Source organism: Azospirillum sp. A29, assembly GCF_042604625.1.
Lineage (GTDB): Bacteria > Pseudomonadota > Alphaproteobacteria > Azospirillales > Azospirillaceae > Azospirillum > Azospirillum palustre.
The window spans coordinates 822,501-840,889 of the sequence record NZ_CP170460.1; the positions used below are offsets into that span (position 1 = coordinate 822,501).

Below are 18,389 nucleotides of genomic sequence, written 5' to 3' on the forward strand. Positions count from 1 at the left end.
ACCTGCACGAATGGCGTAACGACTTCCCCGCTGTCTCCAACACCAACTCAGCGAAATTGAACTCTCCGTGAAGATGCGGAGTTCCCGCGGTCAGACGGAAAGACCCCGTGCACCTTTACTACAGCTTTGCAGTGGTGCTAGGGACTTCATGTGTAGGATAGGTGGGAGGCTTGGAAACATGGGCGCCAGCTCGTGTGGAGCCAACCTTGAAATACCACCCTTGAAGTCTCTGGCATCTAACCGTGGCCCGTTATCCGGGTCCGGGACCCTGCATGGCGGGTAGTTTGACTGGGGCGGTCGCCTCCCAAAGTGTAACGGAGGCGCGCGATGGTGGGCTCAGAGCGGTCGGAAATCGCTCGACGAGTGCAATGGCATAAGCCCGCCTGACTGCAAGACTGACAAGTCGAGCAGAGACGAAAGTCGGCCATAGTGATCCGGTGGCTCCACGTGGACGGGCCATCGCTCAACGGATAAAAGGTACGCCGGGGATAACAGGCTGATGACTCCCAAGAGTCCATATCGACGGAGTCGTTTGGCACCTCGATGTCGGCTCATCACATCCTGGGGCTGGAGCAGGTCCCAAGGGTTCGGCTGTTCGCCGATTAAAGTGGTACGTGAGCTGGGTTTAGAACGTCGTGAGACAGTTCGGTCCCTATCTGCCGTGGGTGTCGGAGTTTTGCGAGGATCTGTCCCTAGTACGAGAGGACCGGGATGGACATACCTCTGGTGCACCGGTTGTCACGCCAGTGGCATGGCCGGGTAGCTAAGTATGGACGGGATAACCGCTGAAAGCATCTAAGCGGGAAACCCACCTCTAAACCAGAACTCCCTTGAGAGCCGTGACAGACCATCACGTCGATAGGAGGCATGTGGACGGGCAGCAATGCCTGAAGCTAAGCCTTACTAATCGCTCGATCGGCTTGATCTCGACACCACTAACCGCGCCATGCGCAGCAGCAAGCCTGCTCGAAAACAGCAGCTTGACCAGCGCATCGCCGTTCGATACATCCTCATCCTCACTTGCACGAACAAGCATACGCGCTTTCGGTAACGATGCGTCGGTCTTGTGCCTCGGTGACCTGGTGGTCATGGCGAGGTGTCAAACACCCGATCCCATCCCGAACTCGGCCGTGAAAAGCCTCCGCGCCAATGGTACTGCGTCTTAAGACGTGGGAGAGTAGGTCGCCGCCAGGTCGCTCAGGCACAAGAGACGCTCGATACTCAAAGCACGCACGCTTGCATCTTCACCAACTCCATGACCCGACAATGATACATCCGCGGGGTGGAGCAGCCCGGTAGCTCGTCAGGCTCATAACCTGAAGGCCGCAGGTTCAAATCCTGCCCCCGCAACCAATGATGCTTGCGATCCTGGATCGCAGATAAGCCCGGCTTCCCCACGGAGGCCGGGCTTCTTCGTATTTGCGGCGAAGCTCAGCATCGCCGCCAGATCACCGCGCAGCACGATCGCCAGCCCGTTGCTGCCCGGCTGCAGCGTGATCTGGTCGACCAGACCGCGGAGGATGTTGGCGGCTTCAGCCTTGGTTTCTTCCGATTGCAGGCGCTCGTGCAGAGCCGCGATCCGTTGCCTGTACACTTCGGCCATGTTCGGGTGCAGAAGGGGAGGGGGCTCGGTCGCGCTCGCCAACATGCCGGTGAGTTCCGCCTTGCGCCCTTCCAGCGTTGCCATCTCGGCTTTCATCGACGGCATGTACATGCCGTCCTTGATGGCGCCGATGATTCCTCTAATCTGCTTCTCGATCTTGGCCAGTTCACGGCGCCAGGCGTCGTGGTCGGTCCGCTGCTCAATCCGCAGCCGGTTCATTTCTCGGGTGAACTCGTCGCAGAACTCCTTGAACAGCGCTGGATCCATCAGGTGGGCGCGCAGCCCGTTCAGTACGGACGCCTCCAAAGCGTCCCGCCGGATGTTCCGCCAGTTCCCGCAGGTGCCCTTATTGCGCGCCGCCGAGCAGCCGAGCAGATCCTTCGAAATCATGCTGTAGCCGCCACCGCAACAGCCGCACCTCACCAGCCCGGCAAACAGATGCTTCGGTCGACGGCGATCGGCCAGGATACTTCCGTCAACCTCTTCGGTCTCCACCGGCGTCAAGGCGAAGGCCTTCTGCCGGGCCTTGACCGCGTCCCACAGGTCCTGGTCGACGATGCGCAGATCAGGGACCTCCTGGATGACCCATTCGCTCTCGGGATTGAGCCGCGATACCCGCTTGCCGCTATCCGGGTCCTTCACGTAGCGCAGCCGATTCCACACCAGCCGGCCGATGTACAGCTCGTTGTTCAGGATGCCGGTGCCGCGTTTCGGGTTGCCATGAATCGTCGACGGTCCCCACGCGCTGCCCTGTGGGCCGGGCACGCCCTCGTCATTCAGCTCCCAGGCGATCCGGCGCGAGGACACGCCGTCGAGATAGGCACTGAAGATGCGGCGCACCACCGCGGCCTCGTTGGCGTTGATGCGGCGGTCGCCGCGGTTTGCCTCGCCGTTGGCGGTTTGCTTGACCACATCATAGCCGTAGCACAGCCCGCCGCCCGACTTGCCCTCTTCAACCCGGCCGCGCAGGCCGCGGCGTGTCTTGTCGGCGAGATCCTTCAGATACATCGCACCCATCGTTCCCTTCAGGCCGATGTGCAACTCGCTGACCTCACCCTCCGATAGCGTCACGATGGTGATGCCGGCGAAACGCATGCGCTTGTAGAAGCCGGCGATGTCCTCCTGGTCGCGCGACAGGCGGTCGAGGGATTCGGTCAGGACGACGTCGAACCGCCGCTTCAGCCCGTCGGCGATGAGGTCCTGAACGCCGGGTCGCAAAAGCGAGGAGCCGGAGATGGCCCGGTCGGAATAGCTGTCGGCGATGTGCCAGCCCTGCCGCTCGGCATAAGCCCGGCATAGGCGCAGCTGATCCTCGATGGAGGCGTCGCGCTGGTTGTCGGACGAGTAGCGTGCGTAGAGAGCAGCCTTCATCGGACGGCCTCCTTATGCGGGAGGCCGCTGGTCGGCTTGGCCCTCCTCAATGCTGCGGGCGAATTCCCGGGCGGCCTGCCGGGCGAGCAGGCGGACCAGATTGACGAGACGCGGGTCGGGCTTTGCGCCGGGGGCCTGAGTGTCGCCGGCCGCCTCAGCGACCAGGCGCAACGTGCAGGCTGTTTTACCCTTGGGCTTCGCCACGGCGGCCTCCCCATGTCCTGACAGTTCGAACCGTCCACGGACCAGGGTGCCTGTCGTAGTTTGGTTGGGGCAGAAAAATACCGTTCTGGATCAATGCGATGGTGGAAGTCCTGGCGCGCATCCGGATGGCGCGGCGCGTCCTGGTGCAGAGGTGCGCAGGTGAGCATAGCGCAAAGACTTGCGCATGTCGCAGCTTGGCCAACGGGAGTGGGATCGGGCTGCGGAGAGATCATGGCTTCTGTCCGTTGAGAGCCGTCATGACCGGGGCGGTGAGCAGAAAGGCGCGTTCAGGGCTGCATGGGAACAGCCGGAAGCCGAAGGAATGGTAGAAGGCGGCGGTGTGCGCATCGTTGACCTCCGCGATGACGGCGATCAAGGGAAGGGTCTTGGCCGCTCCCAGAACACGGTGGATCGCATCCACCAGCAGTCTGGCACCAATGCCCCGGCCATGCACGCGCAGATCCCGCGCCAGCGACCCGATCAGCGCGGCCGGTACCGATCCGGGCCGTGGCAGGAGGTGCGCCTGCGTCTGCGGCAGGTTTTCCAGAGCCAAGGTGATGAAGTTCAGACTGTAGACGCCGACCACGCCGAGCGTGTCGTCAACTGCGACGAACACCCGCGTCCCCTTGTGCGCATCGCGGTCGGCTCGCTGGTGGAACCAGTGGTCGAGATCGGCCTTCCCGCAGGCAAAGGTCCTGCGGTCGTGACGTGGGGAGAGGGGTTCGATGACGAGGCCCATGGGGTCAGCCCCGCTGGCGACCGTGCAGGGCGGCGAGCAGCCGGTCGCTGGCTTCGGGTGGATTTCCGACGGCCTGCAGGAAGGCGTCACGGTCGGCCCCTGCCAGCAACAGGCGTTGATGGTCGTCGAGCACCCGGCGGGCGCCTTCATAGGCCAGGTCGCCCGCCGTCAATCCGCTGACGGCCATGGCCTGCTGGATCACCTCCTTGGCGGACGGGGTGACGCGTAACTCCAACCGTTCCTTCTTGAGTTCGCGTGGTCCTTCATGATCGCACTGCCGCTGCTGGCGGCCTGTGCCACCGAGCCGCCCTTTGTGCCGATTGCCGAGCCACCCGATCCGCCTCGCATCTACACGATGGCCGATCTGCACGTCCCGCCGACGCAGATGGAGCGGGAACCGAAGGAGAAGCCCGGCGCGCGGCCGTCACGGGCGAAGACCCGCAGCTGGGTGGGGCAGGCGAATGAGGCCGCGCTCGACCTGCCGATGCTGACCTGCTTCAAGGGCAAGAGCTGCGAATACTGGTACCAGCCCGACCAGCAATATCTCGTCTACATGGCCGAGGGAAACCAGACGCTGGTCTGCCTGAAGCCGGGCGAGGTGGTGCGCGACATCGTGGCGCCGGGCGCCCAGGTTTGGATCCCGCACCAACCCTACAGCTTCGGCAAGGGCAAGCAACGCACCGAATGCATTGCCTTCATGCCGCGACGCGCCGGGCTGAACCAGCAGATCTCGCTCTTCACCAACGAGCGTAAATACGACCTCAACGTCGAGACCCACCGGCGGGTCCACCATGTCGAGGTGCGCTGGCGCTATCCGGAGGATTGGCTGGCCACGCTGAACGGGCCGCAGGCTCTGACCAGTGGCGTACCGTCGGAAGGACGCGACCGCACCACCGAGCTGGCCTATCGGGAACGCCGCTGCAGCTATGCGCTGGACGGTGACACGCCGGAGTGGCGGCCGGTGTCAACGGCGGACGGTCAGCCGCCGGTGTGCGACGACGGCGAGGTGACCATCATCAACTTCACTCCGGGCGTGCTCGGCGCATTCGGCGCCCCGGTTCTCTGGCGGATCGCTCCCGACGGCACCCGGATGCCGGTGCAGTACGGCCGGATGAACGCGACCTATACCGGGTTGCCGGCATCCACGATCACCTGCTGCTGGGCCTCGGCGCCCAGGAGGTCCACATCCGCAGGAGCAAGCCATGACCGCACCGGAAAACACCCCACTTGCCGACCCATTGGCCCGCCGCCGGGTGGTGGTATCCGGACCGCATCTTGTTCGCATCCTGTTGGTGAGCGGCGCGGTCTTCGGGGTCGGGATAACCGCCTACATGATCGGTCGCGGCCAGGGCGACGGCGGGACGGGCAAGCAGCCGATTTTGTTCGACCAGCGTCTGCCGGACGGCAAGCTGCCGAGCTACGCCGACTTAGCACCTCCTCCTCCGCCAGCCACGCGTGTCGAGGTTCCGAAACCATCCCCGACCGCGGTGAAGCCGACTGTTCGGGGGCCGGTGAAGGAGGACGAGCTGTGGAAGAAGGCGATGGAGGCCGGGGTGGGGGGCTGGAGCCGCAAGGAGCCGGACAAGGCAGCGGTGGGCGGTGCCTCGACAGGATCAGAGTTCGCGTCGGCAAGCGGCGACTGTGTCGTGCCGGCGGGAACGCCGATCCCGCTGCAGACCATCAGCCGGGTGGTGACGGAGCGTGGCGGCCTACTGACCGCCCAAGTGACGCGGGATGTCTGGGACGCTGGCTTCGCCTGCCTGGCGGTGCCGGCCGGCTCGATGATGACGATGGAGGTGGGAACCAGCACAACCAAAGGGCAGAAGCGGATCGCTGTGGCTAAGCCGGTGATTACCCGCCCGTGGCCGCGCAACGACACGGTCCATGTCGCCGCCATCGGTTCGGACGCCACCGGTGCGGCCGGGCTGGCCGGATCGGTGGAGGTCCCGTGGTTCCAGACCGGGCTGCTAATTGCTGCCAGCACAGCCGTGGATACCGGGGTAGCGGCGCTGACCGGCGGCAGCCTGATCGGCGGCATCCTCGGTCACAATATCGACCGTCCGCTCGACAAGGCGGCCAAGGGTCTGCTCGACCAGGCACCGGTGATTACGCTCGATCCAGGGGAACTAATGATCCTTCTGCTGCAAGGTTCCATCCGGGTGGACGATTTCAGGAACTAACCTGGGACAGACAACATCGAGAAATTGCCGGGCTGCGTCGGTGAGGCCAGAAACTGGCCATGCCGCCGCCATCGCCAAGGTAATTATCGGGGAGACAGGACGGATGGCGATCCCTTCCCTATTGAGTTCCAGCTGCGGAGCTGGCAGAGCGGCGATACCGACTCCTGCTCAGACTAGCATAAATCTAAGTTCCACCTCGTGAACCCGTGCCGCAACCGCCAACTCCAATCCAGCGGCATGGCAGGCGGACAGCAGCATCTGATCGGCGGACCCGTTCGACTGTTCATTTCCAAGGATTATAGGAACCTCGGTCAGTTGGTGCAGCTTCAGCATCGGTTCGGCGCACAGCGGGTGCGATGCTGGCAGGGCAACATGAAGCGGAAATTCCCAAAGGACGATGCTGCTGCCGGTGAGAGGAAGGGCGGTTGCTGGCAGTAGCGCCAGATCCAACAGCTCTGCGTCGAGCATCGATAGCAGCCGTGTGGGAGAACCGTCATTGATGAGAAGAAATGTTTCCGGCACGTGCCTCTGAAACGTTGTCAGCAGTTCTGCTAATTGGTGCGGTATGAAATCCGAGACGATACTAAGCCGTAGGGAACCCTCAACTTGAGCCGTTAGCCGCGCGCTTCCAATTGCTCGGTCTAGAGCAGTGAGGATGGCAGTAATCTCATTTAGAAAAATTTTCCCGGCTGGTGTCAGGCGGATGCCAGTGGCGCGGCGTTCAATCAACAGAGTACCGACATGTGCCTCCAAGGCACGAATCGATTGACTCAATGTCGGTTGCCGAAGATTCAGATTGCGTGCGGCGCTGTGCAGACTATGGCTTTTTGCCACAGTTAAGAAATGTCGAAGATGGCGAAGTTCCATAGGGAATCTCGGCATGTACATTGTGAGGTCGACGTTATTTTGGTGCATTGAGATCACGCGAATCGGCGATAGCAGAATCTTAATTTGAAATAACACTCGGCAGATAGATCATATTCTCTATTATTATGTTTTGATGTAATGGTCAGGGGTACGGGCGTGCTGATGGGCGCTGGCATTGCAGCAGATGATGGTCAGGACGACCTCGTCGAGGTGCCATTTATCACCCCGGCGTGGCGCCCGCCGCCGCAACCGACCCGCGATCTCGCGGCCGAACTTTAATGCCCATTGCCGCACCGTCTCATGGCTCATGGTGATGCCGCGCGTGTCAGCATCTCCTCGACCATGCGCAGGCTCAAGGGGAAGCGAAAGTACAGCCACACCGCCGTCGCGATGACCTCGGCGGGGAAGCGGTAGCCGACGTAGCGAGGATCACGGGGCGTCGTCATGGCAACCCTATACTCGCACCCCTGCCGCTCCGTCACGGTGGACTTGACGATGCCATCACAGGCATGGAAAAGCAGATCGTCACCCGTCCGTTCGAACCCGAAATCCCCTTGGATTTTCTGCTGTGCATCGCCCAGGACGCTCGCAACACCCACACCCATCTGGTCTCCGAGTTTGCCAAGGAAACCAAGGCTGTGGCGATGCGCCTGATCGATGAGCTCAAAGGAAGTTGGAGCTGAGGCCGTCGCCCGCGCAGGCATCGCGGCATGCCGCATCACGGGGTGCCTGTTCCGACATGATGCGCGAGCGCCCAGCGCTGTGCTTCGGGAGCGCACTCTCCTTCGTAGACCTTGAGCAGATGGACCTGCAGGCGGTCGGGGGCTCCCTCCTGCTGGACCCGGTCGACATGGGTCCAGTGCCCGTGACTGCGGTGGACGACGACATGAACGCTGTCGTTGCCACCGCGAGCGGCAGTGCGACAGCCGACCAAGCGGCGCCCGGCACAAGGTCCGACATGTATGACGCTGTCGTCGGGCCCAAGCACAAGTGTCAAATCCGGCTTGCAAACCACGCTGTCCGACATTGCTTTCCTCCATTGGCAGGCAGGAGGGCTGACGCTGTGGCTTGGTCCCGTTTGTTTGCCGGACGGCCACATCCTCTCTTACGAGAGCACCACCTTGCCCGGGCAGGCAGGTTGGTGTTGGGCGCCAGCCCAACTCTTGATGTTGCCTCAGCTTGTACAGCCATGGCCTCGTCCACGCAAGAAGAGCCAAGGGACGATCAAGGGAAAGGCAGCCCTCACGATACTTCGTTCATCACCGCCACGGAGAAGCCGGCGCCGCGCATCGTTGCCGTCAGCTTGTCGACATGCGTCTGGTCCCGGGTTTCCAGCACGACGTCGACCTCCGCCATCTTGACCGGCACATTGTGGAACAGACGCTGATGCTGGACCTCGACAATGTTCGCTCCGGCGTCGCCCAGCAACCGGGTGACACGGGCGAGCACCCCCGGCGCGTCGGTGATAGCGATGCGCAGGCGGATGATGCGGCCTTCTTGAATCAAGCCGCGCATCAAGACCTGCGCCAGGATGCGGGCGTCGATGTTACCGCCCGAGATCACGATGCCGACTTTTTGCCCGGCATAAGCGCTGGGCTCGTCCAGAACCGCCGCTAACCCGGCCGCGCCGGCCCCCTCGGCCACCAGCTTCTGCATGCCGGCGAGGCGGAAGACCGCCTCCACCAACCGTGCCTCGCTCATCTCCACCACTTGGTCCACCAGATCGCGAACGATGGGGAGCGTGATGGCGCCGGGGGCCTTGACCGCAATTCCCTCCGCGATGGTGGCGCCGCCGCAGGAAACCCGCTGACCGGCCAGCGCCTGCCGCATGGCGGGATAGAGGCTGCACTGCACGCCAACGATGCGGATCGACGGCTTCACCGCCTTAGCGGCCACCGCCATGCCTGCGATCAGCCCGCCGCCGCCGATGGGGACCACCAGCACCTCGAGATCGGGGACATCCTCCAGCAGTTCCAAAGCCGCCGTGCCCTGGCCGGCGGCCACCAGCGGATCGTCATAAGGATGGACGAAGGTCAGCCCGTTGCGTGCCGACAAGTCATGGGCGAAGGTTGCGGCTTCGCTCAGCGTCTCGCCATGCAGTTCGACCCGTGCGCCAAGTTCCCGGGTCCGTTCCACCTTGGTGAAGGGTGTGAAGCGGGGCATGACGATGGTCGAGCGGATGCCCAGCCGCGTCGCGTGGCAGGCCACCGCCTGGGCATGGTTGCCGGCCGACATGGCGATGACGCCGGCCTTCCGCTCTGGCGCGCTCAGTGACAGCAGCTTGTTCAGCGCTCCCCGCTCCTTGAAGGAACCGGTGGTATGCTGGGTTTCGAGTTTCAAGTGAAGGCGACATCCCGTCAGGGCGGACAGGCGCGGCGCCGATACCGTCGGTGTCACGGCAAGATGGTCCGCGATGCGTGCGGCGGCGTGAACGTCGTCGAGAGTGAGGATCATCGTGGCATCCCGGGAGGTTGCGCGTCGGCATCCGGCGGGGCATTCAGGGTTCAAGCGATTGCGCTCAAGCCGATTGTATCGTCGGCCTTCCTGTGAGGTTGACAGCCCCGCAAACCTCCGCTCGTCATCCTCGCCAAAGCGGCAGGAAGTCTGGCGTCCCCTTCAGAGCATCGACCAGTTGTTCCAGCCGCTCGGCACGCTCACCGGCTTCATAAGGTTCGTAGGGCATCTGGCTCCAGGCCACCTTCGGCCAAAACGGATCGTCGGTGAAACGTGCGACCAGATGGACATGCAATTGCGGGCACAGGTTGCCGATGTCGGCTATATTCAACCGTACCGGCTGATAGAGCCGGTGCAGAACCTGTCCGCACTGGGCCAGTTCCTCCATCAGCTGGGCGCGTTCCTCGGGCGACAGGTCGATCAGCGCGCCGACTTCGGGCCGACGCGGCACCAGCATCAGCCAGGGCATGCGGCGCTCCTCGAACAGGACAACCCGGCAGAGCGGGAAATCGCCAAGTGGGGTGGTGACCGGGGTGAGGCGCGGATGGAGTTCGAAGTTCATATCTGTCTCGTCTGTGGGATAGCGGGTTGAACCGCGATGGCGAGGAGTGAGAGGTGAGGCGCTCTGCTTTCAAGAACCAGGAATCTTGTCCGTCCGCAGACCAAACCGCCCCTGATGGGCCCTACAGGCAGGCTTCTCCGGAAACGCAAGGGAGCTTTCGCTTCGGCGCAGGATAAATTGTTCTTTAAATTCCGGCGTGTGCGGCTTGCGGGAACGGGGGGAACTCCTTTACCCAGGCACCGCAGAACTCGCGATCTTCTGCCCAACAACCGCATACGATGCGGCTCAAAGCACGATCAAATCGTGCAGGTGTGCTTGCAACCCAAGGAATCTGACGACGCGCATCACGCTTAGCGCTTCCCGTTCTCCTCTTTGTCTGCGGAGATGGAGGGAACCTTATTGATAGCGGCGCAGCTAGGTCAAAGACATAATTTTTGCCTGCCTATTCCAATTGTTATGATCGCTGCCATGTGCCGAGGGGCACGACGGATCAATTCCAACCGCCTTTGAGTTCTTCGATAAAGCGTAAGGCCACCGCTTTGGTTTCACGGACGAATTCGGCAATCAGGCGCGCATTGCGGGCATCCTGGGAAAAACACAGCAGGAAATCCAGCGGGATCGTCGGCTCGAACGGGCGGGTGACGATCTGCTTTTCCATTCCGGCGACAAACAGCGGATGTACCAGAGAGACGCCCAGCCCGGCCGCCACGAACTGGCTGACGGTGGGGTTGGCGTCGGCGGTCAGCACCACATTGGCGTTGACCCGGTATTTCTCGAACATGCTCGTGACCTTCTGCCCGGTATAGGTCTCCGGACTGAAGGAGACGAACGGGACGTCGTTGAGGTGGTCCGGCCGAATCACCTTGTGCCGTGCCAGCGGATGGTCGATCGGCATGATGCACAGCAGCGGGTGCTCCAGTAGCGGCTCGGTCACAATGAAGGGGTTGTCGATCCGGGCGGTGACCAGGCCGATGTCCAGCTTGCGCGTCAGGACGTACTCGGCGATCCACCGCGAACTTGGCGATTTGACCAGACAGTAGACGTTCGGATTGTGCTTCAGAAAGCTTATCGTGGTGCGCTGAATGAAGGCGCCGGACAGAGCCGGAATGACTCCGATGACCAGCCGCCCCTGGTCCTCCCGCCGGATCATTTCTATGGCACTTTCCAGTTGGCTCACCCCCATGAAGATGCGAGCGACCTCCTCATGGAGGCGCAGTGCCTGCGTGGTCGGCGCCAGCCTGCCCTTATAGCGGTCGAACAGTTTCAGGCCGGTGTCGCTTTCCAGGTTCATCAGCAGTTTGCTCGCGGCTGGCTGCGATATCTTCAGCACCTCCGCGGCGCGGCTGACCGTGCCGTGCTCGATCAGCGCCTTGAAGATCTCGACTTGGCGAAGATTGATGGCGCGTCGCATGTCATAACCTTTGGAATAGGGCACGTCGATTTCTGTATTGGACACAATAGCATCCATGCCTATAGGCTCGTCAATAAGGTTGGGGTGTCATCCACAAGACCATGCTGATAAGTTAAGTAATATCGGCCGATCATCCGGATGACGATTCGCCCACCTGTATTGAAGCTACAATAAATGCGACAGAGATGTCGCTTGAAGGCTTCGTTGTCTACTATCAACAGGCGGTTCGATGTTCAGGAAGCTGCATGACCCGCAGGGAGGGGTCACCACGGTCTATGTCGACGGGGTCCCCGTCGTCGCCGAGGCGGAGGAGAGTGTCGCGGCCGTGCTGCTGCGCCAGACGCCATTGTGGTCGCGGACCACGCCGGTGTCCGAAGTGCGCCGGGCGCCCTATTGCATGATGGGCGTGTGCTTCGACTGCCTCGCCACCGTCGACGGCATCCCCTCGATCCAGACCTGCCTCACACCGGTTCGCGACGGCATGCGGATCGACCGCCAACTCGGCCGAAGGAGTGCTGCATCATGAGCCGGCGCGTCGATCTGCTGATCGTCGGAGCCGGTCCGGCTGGCCTTTCGGCGGCGACGACGGCTCGGCGTTACGGATTGGATGTGCTGGTGGTCGACGAGCAGCCGTCCCCCGGCGGCCAGATTTGGAGGAACATCGAGGCGGTCGCCGGCACGCCGCGCGCCGCCATCCTCGGCAAGGCTTACGGCGAGGGTGCCGCAGTGGTCGGCCGGTTCCGCGCCAGCGGCGCCCGGTACGAGCCGGGATCCAGGGTCTGGCAGGTCGAACCCGGACCGCGCGCCTTCATGACCCGCAATGGCGCAGCGTCCTCCGTCGAGGCTGGGTGCCTGCTTCTGGCCACTGGGGCGCAGGAACGTCCGGCCCCGTTTCCCGGCTGGACGCTGCCCGGCGTGATGACGGTCGGCGCCGCGCAGATCGTCCTGAAGACCTCGGGCCAGATTCCTTCCGATCCGGTGTGGATCGCCGGCAGTGGGCCGCTGCCGCTGCTCTATGCGGTGCAGTTGCTCAAGGCGGGCGGGCGGATCGCCGGCTTCCTCGACACCACGCGGCCCGGCCGGGCGGCGTCGGCCCTGCCTGAGCTTTTTGCCGCCGCCCTGGCCGCGCCGTTCGACCTGCTGAAGGGAATGGGGTGGCTGGCGACCCTTCGTCGCCGCGTACCCTACGTCCGGCACGTCGTCGAGATCGAGGCGATTGGGGACGGAATGCTCGAACAGCTTCGCTATGCGACCGCCGACGGCCGGAGCACAAAGGTCGAGGCAAGGCTTCTCTTGGTCCATGAAGGAATCGTCCCGACGATCCACCCGACCCTGGCGCTTGGCTGCCGTCATGTCTGGAATGCCGGACAGGACTGCTTCACGCCCGAGTTGGACGGCTGGGGAGAGACTTCGGAAACAGGAATCTTCGTCGCGGGCGACGGTGCGGGCATCGGTGGTGCGGCCGCAGCCTGCCTGCGCGGGGAGATCGCGGCGCTGCGCATCGCCGCCCGCGCCGGCCGCCTCGCCGACGCCCAGGCCGACGCGGTGGCCCGGCCGACCCGGGCGCGACTGGACAAGGCGCTGGCGAACCGTCCTTTCCTCGACCGGCTCTACCGTCCGCGCCCGGCGGTGTTCGTGCCCACCGATCGCACTATCGCCTGCCGCTGCGAAGAGGTCAGTGTGGCGTCGCTACGGGCACAGGCGGCAACGGGACGTCCGGGTCCAAATCAGATCAAGGCTTTTACCCGCGCCGGGATGGGACCGTGCCAAGGCCGGCAATGCAACTACACGGTCGCCCATGTGCTTGCTGCCGCCGAGGGGCGGGCAGTGCCGGACGTCGGGCTCTACCGGGTGCGCCCGCCGTTGAAGCCCGTCACCCTCAGCGAGCTTGCCGCGCTCGATACCGCAGAAGCCGAACCATGAGCATGAACGCAACCGACAGCAAGATCATCGACACGATCGTCATCGGGGGCGGCCTGCACGGGCTGTCGGCGGCACTGCATCTGGCCAGGGCCGGCCGGCGCGTGGTGATCCTGGAGCGGTCCTGGGTCGGCCGCCATGCTTCCGGTGCATCGGCGGCCGGGGTCCGCACGCTGAACCGCCATCCGGCAGAGATCCCGATCTCGCTGGAAGCCATGGAGATGTGGCACAACATCGGGGCGATCGTCGGCGACCATTGCGGCTTTCACGCCAACGGCCAAATCCTGGTCGCCGAGCATCCCCGGCATCTCCCGGTTCTGGAGAAGCGCCTTGCCTTGACCCGCGACGCCGGATACCGGCACGAGGAACTGATCGACCGGGCCGAACTGCTGCGGCTGGTGCCCGCGATCTCGCCTCACTGCACGGCGGCGCTGATCGCCCGGCAGGACGGTGCGGCCGATCCGCACCGCACCCTGCAGGCCTTCCGCCGCAGCGCCGAGGTCGCCGGGGTGGTCATCCACGAAGGGTTTGGCGTCACCGCGATTGAGCGGGCCGGCAGCGACTGGCGGGTCCGCACCGAACAGGGCGACTTCACCGCGCCGACGATCGTCAATGCGGCCGGGGCCTGGGCTGGCAAGATTGCCGCGATGGTTGGCGAGCACATCCCGCTCGGTTACAAGGCGTCGATGATGATCGCGACGGAGCGGGTGGCGCCGCTGCTGAAACCGGTGGTCAGCGTCGTCGGCCGACCGCTCTCCTTCAAGCAATCCGACCAGGGGACCCTGGTGATCGGAGGAGGGCTGCAGGGACGCGCCGATATCGAGGCGCAGAAGAGCTTCGTCGACTTCTCCGAGCTGGCCAAAGGCGCCCGGACGGCGACTGACTTGTTCCCCTCGGTCGGGACGATCCGCATCGTGCGGACCTGGGCGGGCATGGAGGCGAAGACCGACGATCACCTGCCGGTGGTCGGCGCCTCGCCGACCGTGGCCGGGATTTTCCACGCCTTCGGCTTCTCCGGCCACGGATTCCAACTGGTGCCGGTGGTCGGCGCGATCCTGTCCGACCTGATCGTCCATGGAGGAACCAACCGGCCGATCAAGCGACTGTCTGCCGACCGCTTCCTGCAGAAGCATGCGGCCGAATGACATTTCCGAAGCCCCAGCCGGGCTGCCCACAAGAACCACAACGAACCGCGGGAGCGTCCGGCGGTTGGACCAGACGACCTGAAGGAGCACACAGCTAATGTATCGAATTGGCGTCGATGTCGGTGGCACCTTCACCGATTTCACGATCTCGAACACGGACACGGGCGAGAACCTCTATTTTAAGGTGCCGTCGACGCCGGCCGATCCTTCCGTTGCGATCGTGGACGGGATCGAGCAGATCCTTGACATCTATAAGATCGCGCCCACCGCGGTTTCCTACATCGGGCACGGCACGACGGTCGCCACCAACATGATCATCGAGCGGCGGGGCGTTCCCACCGGCCTGATCACCACGAAGGGGTTCCGCGACGTGCTGGCGATTGGCCGGCAGACCCGCCCCGCTCTTTACGACACATCCATCCGCAAACCCGAACCGCTGGTCGAGCGCTACCGCCGCCGCGAGGTGGACGAACGACTGAACGCGAGCGGCGAGTGCCTCAAGCCGCTCGACGAAAGCGAACTGGAGGGCGTGCTTGGCGAACTTGCCGCTACCGGGATCGAGTCCGTCGCGATCTCCTTCCTGCACTCCTACCGCAACGCGGAGCACGAGGAGGCCGCGGCCCGCGTCGTCGCCCGTCGGCTGCCGGGGATCTACGTCAGCGTCTCCTCCAAGGTGCTGCCGGAGTTCCGCGAGTACGAGCGGACCTCTACCACGGTGCTCAACGCCTATGTCGGCCCAAAGATGGCCAATTACTTCGACCGGCTGAATACCCGGATCGCCGAGCTCGGCGTCGCGGTGTCGCCGATGACCATCCATTCCAACGGCGGGCTGCTATCGATCGAAACCGCAAAGCGATTGCCGGTCACCACCTGCCTGTCCGGTCCGGCGGCCGGCGTCATCGGCGCCGCCGTGGCAGGTCGGGCTGCGGGCGTACCCGATCTGGTCACCTTCGACGTCGGCGGGACCAGCACGGACGTCTCGCTGATCGTCGACGGGCAGCCGAAACTGACTTCCAGCCGGGAGGTAGCAGGCTATCCCGTCAAGCTGCCGATGATCGACATCCATGTCATCGGCGCCGGCGGCGGCAGCGTCGCCTATGTCGACGACGCCAACGCGCTGAAGGTCGGACCGCGCAGCGCCGGCGCCTTGCCGGGGCCGGTCGCCTACGGTCGGGGTGGCGACGAGCCGACCTTGACGGACGCCAACATCTGCCTCAACCGCCTGAATCCGGTCGCCCTGCTCGACGGCCGCATGCCGGTTGATCGCGAGGCGGCGCTGGCCAGCATCGAGGCGCGCATCGCCCGCCCGCTGGGGATCTCCGTCGAGGCGGCCGCCTTCGGCATCATCCAGGTCGCCGCCGCCAACATGAGCCGGGCCATCCGCTCCGTGACCACCGAGCAGGGCCACGACGTCGGCGAGCTCGCGCTGTTCGCTTTCGGCGGCGCCGGCCCGCTTCACGCGGCCGAGGTCGCGAGGGAGTCCGGCATCCACCGGATTCTGGTCCCGCAGGAGCCGGGAACCATGTGTGCGCGGGGCGCCCTGCTGTCCGACGTCAGTCTCGACTTCGTGCGTATGCAATTGACCCCGGCGACGGCGGAGAGCTGGTCGCGAGCCTGCGCCGCCTTGCGCGAAATGATCGCGGAGGGAGACCGCTGGCTGTCCTCGGAGAAGGTCGAGTCCGGTGCCCGCCAGTTCGATCTCGCGATCGACGCCCATTATGCGGGACAGAGCCACGAGATCCGCGTGCCGCTCGACAACGTCGACGAGCAGGGGTTCGACAGCTTCCTCGATCGCTTCGGCCGCGCCCATCAGGCGGCCTATGGCTACGACAATCCGGGGCAGCCGGTCTTCTTCGTCGGCTGCCGCGTCCGCGCGGTCGGCCGGGTGCCGAAGACCGTGGCGCCGTCCCACGTCGGGGGTCCCAGCGTCGCCGAAGCGCGGATCGACGTGCGCAGCGTCTATTTCGGTCCGGAAGAGGGCTGGCGCGCCTCCCCTATCTACCGCCGTTCGGCGCTGCCGGTGGGCGAGGCCGTCGCCGGTCCCGCCATTGTCGAGGAGATGAGCTCGACCACCGTCATCCTCGCCAGGCAGAGCGCCGCCATCGACGCCTTCGGCAACATCGTCATCACCAATTGAGTGGAACCAGTCATGGCCGATACCGCGCAACAGACAAACCGTGGCGAAGGACGCCAGTTCGACGCCATTGCCATGGAGGTGTTCAACAATCGCATGCTCTCGATCACCGAAAGCATGGCGATACACATGATGCGGTCCTCCTACTCGACTCAGATCAAGGAACGCCGGGACTTCTCGGTCGGAATCTTCGATAGCCGCGGCAGGCTGATCGCACAGGGGACCCACATCCCGCTGCATCTCGGTTCGCTGCTCGGCGCCGTGGAAGCGCTGCTGGAGCGCTATACCGTCGACGAGATGGCCGAGGGCGACGCCTTCATCTGCAACGATCCCTATCTCGCCGGTGGCACGCATCTGCCGGACATTACTGTGATCACCCCGGTCTTCATCAAGGGCAAGGTGGTGGCCTTTGCCGCCAACATCGGGCACCATTCCGACATCGGCGGGACAGTGCCGGGTTCGATATCCGCCAAGTCGCGCTCGATCTTCGAGGAAGGTCTCCGCATCCCGATCATCCGCATCGTCCGCGGCGGTGTGATCGACGAGGATCTGCTGAACCTGATCGCCAGCAACTCCCGGCTGGACAAGGAACGGCGCCTGGATCTGAAGGTCCAGATCGCGGTCAACATCCGCGGCGGCGACGAGACGCGGGCGCTGTTCCTGCGCATGGGTCTCGCTCGCGCGCAGGCAGCGATCGACGACGTCCTCTTCTACACCGCAGAGCGGCTGCGCCGCCGCGTCGCCGCGCTGCCCGCCGGAAAGCACAGCTTCACCACGTGGCTGGACGATGACGGCAGCGGCAGCGACCCGCTGCCCATCGTCGCCACCGTCACGCTGGGCGGCGATGACCTGCACATCGATTTTGAAGGAACCGGCCCGCAGGCGCAGGGCGCGCTCAACGTGTGCCGCAATGCCCTGCGAGCAACGATCTACTACTGCGTTAAGTCGCTACTTGATCCCGAACTGATGGCCAACAGTGGCATGTTCACCGGGGTGACCATCTCGGCACCGAAGGGAACGATCGTCAATCCCAACTTCCCTGGGGCGTGCGGTGTCCGCAGCATCACCTGCCAGAAGATTGCCGGCGCCGTGTTCGGCGCTTTCCGGGAGGTGCTGCCCAATGAGCGGCTGATCGCGTCGAGCAACGACCTGCTGCCCTCGGCCTCGTTTTCCGGCACGCGCGCGGACGGCAGCTACTACGTCTGCGCCGAGACGCTCGGCGGCGGCAGCGGCGCCCGGTACGACGGCGACGGCATGGATGCGATTCACGTCCACGTCACCAACAGTCTGAACCTGCCGACCGAAGCGATGGAAAACGAATTTCCCCTGATCTGCGAGGAATATGGCCTCGTCGCCGATTCCGGCGGTGCGGGTCGCCAGCGCGGCGGGCTTGGAATTTCCCGCCAGGTCCGTGCGCTTCAGGATGGCACGATCTATTCGGCGCGATCGGATTGCTACATCCACGGAGCAGAAGGGATCGCCGAGGGCCGCACCGGCGGCCTCAGCAGCCTGACACGCAATCCTGGCCGCCCGAACCAGGAGGAGATGCCCTCCAAGGTCGCCCACATCGTTCTGAAGGCGGGTGATAGCATTCGAATCCAGACGCCGGGCGGTGGCGGCTTCGGCCCGTGCAGCGAACGTCCGCTGGAGCGGATCGCCCGCGACATCCGGGATGGCACGGTGACGCGGGCCGCTGCCGAGCGGGATTACGGGGTGGGCAGGGTCGAAGCCGCCCTGAGGACAAGCACCGGCTGACGGGCACTCCGCCGGTCCGGTGAAGTCGCAATCACTTTCAGCAG

General features: G+C 64.2%; 15 protein-coding genes, 1 tRNA gene, 2 rRNA genes, 2 pseudogenes and 1 riboswitch (1 of these 21 only partly in view). Of the genes and pseudogenes, 11 read left to right on the forward strand and 9 right to left on the reverse strand.

Annotated elements, in window-relative coordinates; translation table 11 throughout:
• From ABNQ38_RS03600 to ABNQ38_RS03610, 3 genes are all read left to right on the forward strand, one after another.
• Window positions 1-928: ribosomal RNA gene (locus ABNQ38_RS03600) — 23S ribosomal RNA — on the forward strand (it extends 1,817 nt beyond the left edge of the window).
• A gap of 150 nt (window positions 929-1,078) precedes the next feature.
• Window positions 1,079-1,194 (forward strand): 5S ribosomal RNA (rrf, locus tag ABNQ38_RS03605).
• Between the two features lie 82 nt (window positions 1,195-1,276).
• Window positions 1,277-1,353, forward strand: a tRNA-Met gene (locus tag ABNQ38_RS03610).
• Here the strand turns inward: ABNQ38_RS03610 and ABNQ38_RS03615 are convergent.
• The 4 genes from ABNQ38_RS03615 to ABNQ38_RS03630 all read right to left on the reverse strand — a co-directional run bounded on the left by ABNQ38_RS03615 (window position 1,310) and on the right by ABNQ38_RS03630 (window position 4,152).
• A complete protein-coding gene (locus tag ABNQ38_RS03615) occupies window positions 1,310-2,974 on the reverse strand; it encodes a recombinase family protein (protein WP_377806216.1) in 1,665 nt (554 codons plus the stop codon). The two genes, ABNQ38_RS03610 and ABNQ38_RS03615, sit on opposite strands and share 44 nt — an antisense overlap.
• 12 nt (window positions 2,975-2,986) lie before the next feature.
• On the reverse strand, window positions 2,987-3,178 hold the full coding sequence (locus tag ABNQ38_RS03620; RefSeq protein ID WP_377805737.1) for a hypothetical protein: 192 nt from the start codon (window positions 3,176-3,178) through the stop codon (window positions 2,987-2,989).
• 229 nt (window positions 3,179-3,407) lie between these two features.
• Window positions 3,408-3,917, reverse strand: a complete 510-nt coding sequence (locus ABNQ38_RS03625) for a hypothetical protein (protein WP_377805738.1) — start codon at window positions 3,915-3,917, stop codon at window positions 3,408-3,410.
• 4 nt (window positions 3,918-3,921) lie between these two features.
• Window positions 3,922-4,152 carry a DUF1778 domain-containing protein gene (locus tag ABNQ38_RS03630; protein WP_377805739.1) on the reverse strand — a complete coding sequence of 77 codons (231 nt, stop codon included), beginning with the start codon at window positions 4,150-4,152 and terminating at the stop codon, window positions 3,922-3,924.
• Window positions 4,153-4,470: 318 nt separating this feature from the next.
• Between ABNQ38_RS03630 and ABNQ38_RS03635 the strand changes: the two are divergent.
• Both ABNQ38_RS03635 and ABNQ38_RS03640 read left to right on the forward strand, forming a co-directional pair.
• Window positions 4,471-4,974, forward strand: a pseudogene (locus tag ABNQ38_RS03635) (TrbG/VirB9 family P-type conjugative transfer protein); the annotation flags it as partial.
• 145 nt (window positions 4,975-5,119) lie between these two features.
• Complete coding sequence (locus tag ABNQ38_RS03640) at window positions 5,120-6,097, forward strand: TrbI/VirB10 family protein (RefSeq protein WP_377805740.1); 978 nt, start codon at window positions 5,120-5,122, stop codon at window positions 6,095-6,097.
• A 168-nt stretch (window positions 6,098-6,265) separates the two neighbouring features.
• Here ABNQ38_RS03640 and ABNQ38_RS03645 read toward each other — a convergent pair whose 3' ends face one another.
• Together ABNQ38_RS03645 and ABNQ38_RS03650 are read right to left on the reverse strand one after the other, a co-directional pair.
• Window positions 6,266-6,964, reverse strand: coding sequence for a LysR family transcriptional regulator (locus tag ABNQ38_RS03645; protein WP_377805741.1), 699 nt, complete (start codon window positions 6,962-6,964; stop codon window positions 6,266-6,268).
• Window positions 6,965-7,150: 186 nt separating this feature from the next.
• Window positions 7,151-7,410 (reverse strand): annotated as a pseudogene (locus ABNQ38_RS03650) (IS6 family transposase); the annotation flags it as partial.
• 63 nt (window positions 7,411-7,473) lie between these two features.
• Here ABNQ38_RS03650 and ABNQ38_RS03655 point away from each other — a divergent pair.
• The gene (locus ABNQ38_RS03655) at window positions 7,474-7,647 is read left to right on the forward strand and encodes a hypothetical protein (RefSeq protein ID WP_377805742.1); all 174 of its coding nucleotides are present in this window, start codon (window positions 7,474-7,476) and stop codon (window positions 7,645-7,647) included.
• A 385-nt stretch (window positions 7,648-8,032) separates the two neighbouring features.
• Window positions 8,033-8,139, reverse strand: a riboswitch (SAM-I-IV-variant riboswitch).
• A gap of 67 nt (window positions 8,140-8,206) precedes the next feature.
• Here the strand turns inward: ABNQ38_RS03655 and ABNQ38_RS03660 are convergent.
• From ABNQ38_RS03660 to ABNQ38_RS03670, 3 genes are all read right to left on the reverse strand, one after another.
• Entirely contained in the window at window positions 8,207-9,418 is a 1,212-nt protein-coding gene (locus tag ABNQ38_RS03660) for a threonine ammonia-lyase (protein ID WP_377805743.1), read from the reverse strand.
• A gap of 124 nt (window positions 9,419-9,542) precedes the next feature.
• Entirely contained in the window at window positions 9,543-9,980 is a 438-nt protein-coding gene (locus tag ABNQ38_RS03665) for an HIT family protein (protein WP_377805744.1), read from the reverse strand.
• Window positions 9,981-10,470: 490 nt separating this feature from the next.
• Window positions 10,471-11,448, reverse strand: coding sequence for a LysR family transcriptional regulator (locus ABNQ38_RS03670; RefSeq protein ID WP_377805745.1), 978 nt, complete (start codon window positions 11,446-11,448; stop codon window positions 10,471-10,473).
• Between the two features lie 172 nt (window positions 11,449-11,620).
• On the opposite strand from ABNQ38_RS03670, the gene ABNQ38_RS03675 reads away from it, so the two are divergent.
• The 5 genes from ABNQ38_RS03675 (at window position 11,621) to ABNQ38_RS03695 (ending at window position 18,345) form a co-directional block, all read left to right on the forward strand.
• Window positions 11,621-11,917: a (2Fe-2S)-binding protein gene (locus tag ABNQ38_RS03675; protein WP_377805746.1), complete on the forward strand. Its 297-nt coding sequence runs from the start codon at window positions 11,621-11,623 to the stop codon at window positions 11,915-11,917.
• Window positions 11,914-13,314 carry an FAD-dependent oxidoreductase gene (locus tag ABNQ38_RS03680; protein ID WP_377805747.1) on the forward strand — a complete coding sequence of 467 codons (1,401 nt, stop codon included), beginning with the start codon at window positions 11,914-11,916 and terminating at the stop codon, window positions 13,312-13,314. The genes ABNQ38_RS03675 and ABNQ38_RS03680 overlap by 4 nt, the downstream gene beginning before the upstream one ends.
• Entirely contained in the window at window positions 13,311-14,456 is a 1,146-nt protein-coding gene (locus tag ABNQ38_RS03685) for an NAD(P)/FAD-dependent oxidoreductase (protein ID WP_377805748.1), read from the forward strand. Before ABNQ38_RS03680 ends, ABNQ38_RS03685 begins: the two co-directional genes overlap by 4 nt.
• 97 nt (window positions 14,457-14,553) lie before the next feature.
• Window positions 14,554-16,593: a hydantoinase/oxoprolinase family protein gene (locus ABNQ38_RS03690; protein WP_377805749.1), complete on the forward strand. Its 2,040-nt coding sequence runs from the start codon at window positions 14,554-14,556 to the stop codon at window positions 16,591-16,593.
• Window positions 16,594-16,605: 12 nt separating this feature from the next.
• Window positions 16,606-18,345, forward strand: a complete 1,740-nt coding sequence (locus ABNQ38_RS03695; RefSeq protein WP_377805750.1) for a hydantoinase B/oxoprolinase family protein — start codon at window positions 16,606-16,608, stop codon at window positions 18,343-18,345.
• Window positions 18,346-18,389 lie beyond the last annotated feature (44 nt).